This window comes from Streptomyces boluensis (assembly GCF_009908195.1).
Classification (GTDB): domain Bacteria; phylum Actinomycetota; class Actinomycetes; order Streptomycetales; family Streptomycetaceae; genus Streptomyces; species Streptomyces boluensis.
Map to the genome: position 1 here is coordinate 1 of NZ_JAAAHS010000437.1, position 5,772 is coordinate 5,772.

Annotated in this window: 6 protein-coding genes; 5 read left to right on the top strand and 1 reads right to left on the bottom strand. The window is 72.9% G+C overall.

The genetic code is table 11. The features are described 5' to 3' along the window. The 4 genes from GUY60_RS33050 to GUY60_RS39595 form a co-directional block, all read left to right on the top strand. Window positions 1–764 (top strand): ABC transporter permease (locus tag GUY60_RS33050; protein WP_161704625.1); only part of this gene is annotated, 764 nt, incomplete at its 5' end. Continuing rightward, entirely contained in the window at window positions 740–1,522 is a 783-nt protein-coding gene (locus GUY60_RS33055; RefSeq protein ID WP_161704627.1) for an ABC transporter ATP-binding protein, read from the top strand. The genes GUY60_RS33050 and GUY60_RS33055, both read left to right, overlap by 25 nt. Next, a complete protein-coding gene (locus GUY60_RS33060; RefSeq protein ID WP_161704629.1) occupies window positions 1,519–2,856 on the top strand; it encodes an LLM class flavin-dependent oxidoreductase in 1,338 nt (445 codons plus the stop codon). The genes GUY60_RS33055 and GUY60_RS33060 overlap by 4 nt, the downstream gene beginning before the upstream one ends. Then, window positions 2,853–4,109: a vanadium-dependent haloperoxidase gene (locus GUY60_RS39595; RefSeq protein WP_161704631.1), complete on the top strand. Its 1,257-nt coding sequence runs from the start codon at window positions 2,853–2,855 to the stop codon at window positions 4,107–4,109. Before GUY60_RS33060 ends, GUY60_RS39595 begins: the two co-directional genes overlap by 4 nt. Window positions 4,110–4,159: 50 nt before the next feature. Here GUY60_RS39595 and GUY60_RS33070 read toward each other — a convergent pair whose 3' ends face one another. Beyond that, complete coding sequence (locus GUY60_RS33070; protein WP_161704633.1) at window positions 4,160–4,705, bottom strand: NADPH-dependent FMN reductase; 546 nt, start codon at window positions 4,703–4,705, stop codon at window positions 4,160–4,162. A 129-nt stretch (window positions 4,706–4,834) separates the two neighbouring features. Here GUY60_RS33070 and GUY60_RS33075 point away from each other — a divergent pair. Further along, window positions 4,835–5,772, top strand: a 938-nt coding sequence (locus GUY60_RS33075) for a serine/threonine-protein kinase (protein WP_161704635.1), incomplete at its 3' end; no start/stop codon positions are given.

Below are 5,772 nucleotides of genomic sequence, written 5' to 3' on the forward strand. Positions count from 1 at the left end.
GCCCCGGCCGCCCCGTCCCGTACGCCTGGGCGCTCGGCCCGCTGCTGCTGCTCGCCCTGTGGGCGGCCGGGTCCGGCGCCGGACTGATCGACCCGCGCGCACTGCCCTCGCCCTGGGCCATCGCCTCGACCACCGCCGACCTGATCGCGGACGGCCGGCTGCAGTCCAACCTCGCCACCTCCGCCCAACGCGCCGCCCTCGGCCTGGCGTTCGGCATCGCCGCCGGGCTGCTGCTCGCCGTCGTCGCCGGACTCAGCCGCGTCGGGGAGGGCATCGTCGACGGCCCGGTGCAGATCAAACGGGCCATCCCGTCACTCGCCCTGATCCCGCTGCTCATCCTCTGGTTCGGCATCGGCGAGACGATGAAGGTCGTCACCATCACCCTCGGCGTCTTCGTGCCGATCTACATCCACACCCACAACGGCCTGCGCACCATCGACAACCGCTACGCCGAACTCGCCGAGACGGTACGGCTGAGCAGGCCGCAGTTCGTCCGCCATGTCGTCCTGCCCGGCGCGCTGCCCGGCTTCCTGCTCGGCCTTCGCTTCGGCGTGACCGCGGCCTGGCTGTCGCTCGTCGTCGTCGAACAGGTCAACGCCACCAGCGGCCTCGGCTACATGATGGAACTCGCACGGACCTACGGACAGACCGACATCATCATCGTCGGCCTCGTCGTGTACGGACTCCTCGGGCTGATCTCCGACGCACTCGTACGACTCGTGGAGAGGAGGGCCCTGTCATGGCGACGCACGCTGGCGGGCTGACCGCGACCGAGGACCGCGCGACGGTCCACATCGACAACCTGGTACGCACCCTCGGCGGCCGCGACATCCTGAACAGGCTCCAACTCCGCATCGCACCAGGCGAGTTCGTGGCGCTCCTCGGCCGCAGCGGCTCCGGCAAGAGCACCCTGCTGCGCGCCCTCGCCCGCCTCGACCACGACGTGACCGGCAGCGGCGTACTGACCGCGCCCGACGATGTGTCCGTGGTCTTCCAGGACGCGCGCCTCCTGCCCTGGAAGCGGCTGCTCGACAACGTCGTGCTCGGCCTCGACGGGCCCGACGCCGCCGAGCGGGGCAGCACCGCACTCGCCGAGGTCGGCCTCGCGGGCCGCGAACGGGCCTGGCCGGTCGAGCTGTCCGGCGGCGAGCAGCAGCGCGTCTCCCTCGCCCGCTCCCTCGTACGCGAACCCCAACTCCTCCTCGCCGACGAGCCGTTCGGTGCCCTGGACGCGCTCACCCGGCTCCGGATGCACGCCCTGCTCCGACAGTTGTGCGACCGGCACCGGCCCGCCGTGCTCCTGGTCACGCACGACGTCGACGAGGCCATCGCGCTCGCCGACCGGGTGGCCGTACTGGAGGAGGGCCGCATCGCCGTCGACCTGCCCGTGGACCTCCCGGCCCCGCGCCGCCCCGGAACCCCGCGGTACGCGACCCTCCGTGAGCGGCTCCTCGAACGGCTCGGCGTGGACCGTACCGCCGAAGAAGGAGACGAAGTGGCCGAAGGGGTGAACGCCGCGTGAGCGGGCGCCAGTTGCACCTGAACCTGTTCGTCTATCCCGGCGGGCACCACGAGGCCGCCTGGCGGTACCACGGGTCCGACCCGGACCGGCTGCTCGACATCCGCTTCTACCAGGACCTCGCCCGCAGGGCGGAGGCCGCCACGTTCGACGGGGTCTTCTTCGCCGACGGCCCGTCGCTCGCCGACAACGTCCGCTACGCCAGCCGCTTCCGGCTCGAACCGTTCACCTGGCTGTCGGCGGTCGCCGCGGTCACGGAGCGGATCGGCCTGATCGCCACCGCCTCCACCACCTACACCGAGCCGTACAACCTCGCCCGCCTCTTCGCCTCCCTCGACCACCTCAGCGGCGGCCGGGCCGGCTGGAACATCGTCACCACCGGCGCCCCGCAGGCCGCCCAGAACTTCGGCCTCGAAGCGCACCCCGCGCACGCCGAACGGTACGACCGGGCAAGGGAGTTCGTCGACGTCGTCACGAAATTGTGGGACAGCTGGGAGGACGAGGCGCTGGTCGCCGACCAGAAGACCGGCCTCTTCGCCGACACCGACCGCATCCACACCGTCGACCACGAGGGCCGCCACCTCAAGGTGTGCGGACCCCTGAACACGCCCCGCACCCCGCAGGGCAGACCCGTCTACGTTCAGGCGGGCTCATCGGAGGACGGCCGGGCCTTCGCCGCCCGGTACGGGGAGGCGGTGTTCACCGCGCACCAGACCCTCGCCAGCGGCCAGGAGTTCTACGCCGACCTCAAGTCTCGCGCCCTCGCGCACGGCCGCGACCCGGCACAGCTCCTCGTCCTGCCCGGCATCAGCCCGTTCATCGCCTCGACCGAGGCCGAGGCGCGGGCCCTGCACGCCGAGTTCGACGAGCTGACCCAGCCCGCGTACTCGCTGCAGTTGCTGCACCGGCTGCTCGGAGTGCGGTTCACCGAGGAGCAGTTGGACGGGCCCGTACCGCGCGCCCTCATCGAGACCGGCGGCGAACGCGGCAACGGCAGCCGCTTCCAGCTCGTCCTCGACATCATCGAACGCGAACAGCCCACCGTCCGGCAGCTCCTGCACCGGCTCGCGGGCGCCCGCGGCCACCGCGTCGTCACCGGCACACCCGAGCAGGTCGCCGACCAGATCCAGGAGTGGTTCGAGCACGGCGCCGCCGACGGGTTCAACATCATGCCGCCCTGGCTGCCCGGCGGCTTCGACACCTTCGCCGACGAGGTCGTGCCGATCCTGCGCGCCCGCGGCCTGTTCCGCACCGCGTACACGGGCACCACCCTGCGCGACCACTACGGCCTGCCCCGGCCCGCCAGCAGTTATACGCATACGAAGGAGCACGCGTGACCCACCGCCTCAGATCCCGCTCGGCCCTCGCCGCCCTCGGCGCGACCGTCCTGCTCGCCGCCCCCGTCACCGTCCCGCAGGCACAAGCACAGGCGGACAGCGCGCGCCCCGCCACTGCCACCGCGCTCGACTGGTACGACACCACCGCGGAGACCATCGCCGCGGCCGGCGCGACCACCCAGGTCACCAACAGCCGTACGTGGGCGATCAGTTGGCTCGCCGCCGCCCGCGCCACCCGTGCCGTACCGCAGGGCGTGGAGCGCGGCCCGTACCAGGAGGCGGCCCTCGCGGCGGCCGTGCACCACGCGCTGGTGGCCCTCGCCCCTGACCGTACCGAACAGCTCGACGCGGCCCTGGACGACAGCCTGGCCGCGATACCCGACGGGACCGCCGAGGACCGTGGAGTCGCGGCCGGTGAGCGCCAGGCCGAACGGCTCCTGGCGGCCCGGCAGGGCGACGGCCTCGACCCCGGCTCCGTCAACGCCCCCTACCCGGTGCCCGCCGCGGGGCCCGGCGTCTGGCAGCCGACCCCGGCCGCGTACGCCCCGGCCACGCAGTACGGCAACCGGCTCGCCGAGCCGTTCCTGCTGGCGGAGCCGAGTCAGTACCGCCTCGGCCCGCCGCCCGCGCTCGGCTCCGGCCGGTACGCCGACGACCTCGCCGAGGTACGCGCGTACGGGTCGGCCGACAGCACGGTGCGCACCGCCGAGCAGACCGAGACGGCGAACTTCTGGTACGGCTCCTCGCTCACCCTCTACACCGAGCCGCTGCGCGTCGCCCTCGACCGCAGCACCCAGGGCATCACAGGGCAGACGGCGCTGGTGGCCCTCTTCCACGTCGCGGCGGTCGACACTCAGATCGCCACCTCCGACTCCAAGTACGCGTACGGGCGTTGGCGCCCTGTCACTGCGATCCGCACCGGCGACATCGCGCCGGACGCGGAGTGGACGCCGCTGCACAACACCCCCGCGCACCCGGACTACCCGAGCGGCCACACCACCTACTCGGGCGCCGCGCAGGGCATCCTCACCGCACTCGCGGGCTCACGTACGGAGCCGTTCGACCTGACCAGCCCCACCGCGCCCGGAGTGACCCGGACGTACACCGCCTGGCGGCAGCTCTCCGAGGAGAACGTGGACGCCCGGATCCTGTCCGGCATCCACACCCGTTCCGCCGACGAGAGCGGTCTCGCCCTGGGGGAGACCGTGGCCCGGCACACGCTGCGGAACGCGGACCGGCTGCTCGGCCAGTAGCGGACCGGCTCCTCGGCCCGTAGCGGAGAGCTAGTAGCGGAGAGGCTCGCTCAGCCGCGTGCGGCCTTCGCCAACAGGCCGAGGACCTCGGTGAGTTGGCCGCGTACCGCGTCGTCGTCGAGGGTGCCGTCCGGGGTGGAGGTCTCGCGGTTCACGGTGACGCGTACGCAGGCCGGTTCCACCACGGCGGCGCCGGTGTAGTGCAGCACCGTGCGCAGGGTCGCGGACGCGCCCTCGCCACGGCCGGGGGCGGCCGCGTTCACCCAGGCCGCCGGCTTGTCGGCGAAGCCGGTGCCGCCGACCGTCCAGTCCAGGAGGTTCTTGAACGCGCCGGGCAGCGTGCCCGCGTACTCCGGGGTGCAGACCAGGACGCCGTCCGCCGCCGCCAGCGCCGCGCGCAGCTCGGCGACCGGGGGCGGCAACGGGTCGGTGTCGTCGTCGGGGTTGAAGTGCGGAAGCCCGCCCAGGCCCGCGTACAGGACGGTCTCCACGCGCGCGTGCGGGGCGACGGCCTGAGCGGTACGCAGAACGGCCTCGTTGCTGGAACCGGACCGTACGCTCCCGGAGAGCAGCAGAATTGTTGGCAGAGTCGACATCCGGGCAACCTACTGCGAACCGCGGGCAGTTGGCCCTCTCCGGCGGGGAACGGACACGGATCGGCCTCGGTTCGGCGCGACTCAGGGGGTTCGGCTCCCGTGGCCGCCCCGCTCGACTACCTTGCTGCCGTGGAACAGTTGATCACCGAAGACCCGACGCGGATCGGCCCGTACCGTCTGGTGGCCCGGCTCGGCGCGGGCGGCATGGGTCTGGTGTACCTCGGGCGCTCGGAGGCCGGACGCACCGTCGCCGTGAAAGTGGTGCAGGCCGAATACGCCCAACACCCCGAATTCCGCAAGAGGTTCGCCCGCGAGGTGGCCGCCGCGCGCCGGGTCGGCGGGACCTGGACGGCGGCCGTGCTCGACGCCGACACCGAGGCGCCGGTGCCGTGGGTGGCGACCCAGTACATCCCGGGGCCCGACCTGACCACCGTGGTCGCCGAGGACTTCGGGCCGCTCCCCGAGTACACGGTCCGCACCCTCGCCAACCGGCTCGCCACCGCCCTCGAGTCGGTGCACGGCGCGGGCCTGATCCACCGCGACCTGAAGCCGTCCAACGTCCTGGTGACCGTGGACGGGCCGCGCGTCATCGACTTCGGCATCGCCCGCGCCATGGACACCCTCGCCGGGGACAGCCTGCACACCCGCACCGGCATGCTCATCGGCTCGCCCGGATTCATGTCCCCGGAACAGGTCCGCGGCCTCGAACTCACCGCCGCGAGCGACGTGTTCTGCCTCGGCGCCGTCCTCGTGTACGCGAGCACCGGCCGCCTCCTCTTCGGCGCCACGGACACCGGCCTCAACGCCCACCTCTTCCGGATCGCGGAGGAGGAGCCGGACCTGACCGGCGTACCGGAGTCCCTGATCGACCTCGTACGCCAGTGCCTGGACAAGGACCCGGCGCGCCGCCCCACCCCCGCCGAGGTCGCCGCCCGCACGACGGCCGAGGGTGAGGGGGAGTGGCTGCCCGGCTCGGTACTCGCCCAACTCGGGCGGCACGCGGCCCAGTTGCTCGACTTCGTACCGAAGGCCAGGGCCGGGGAGCATGCCCCCGCGTACACACCGAC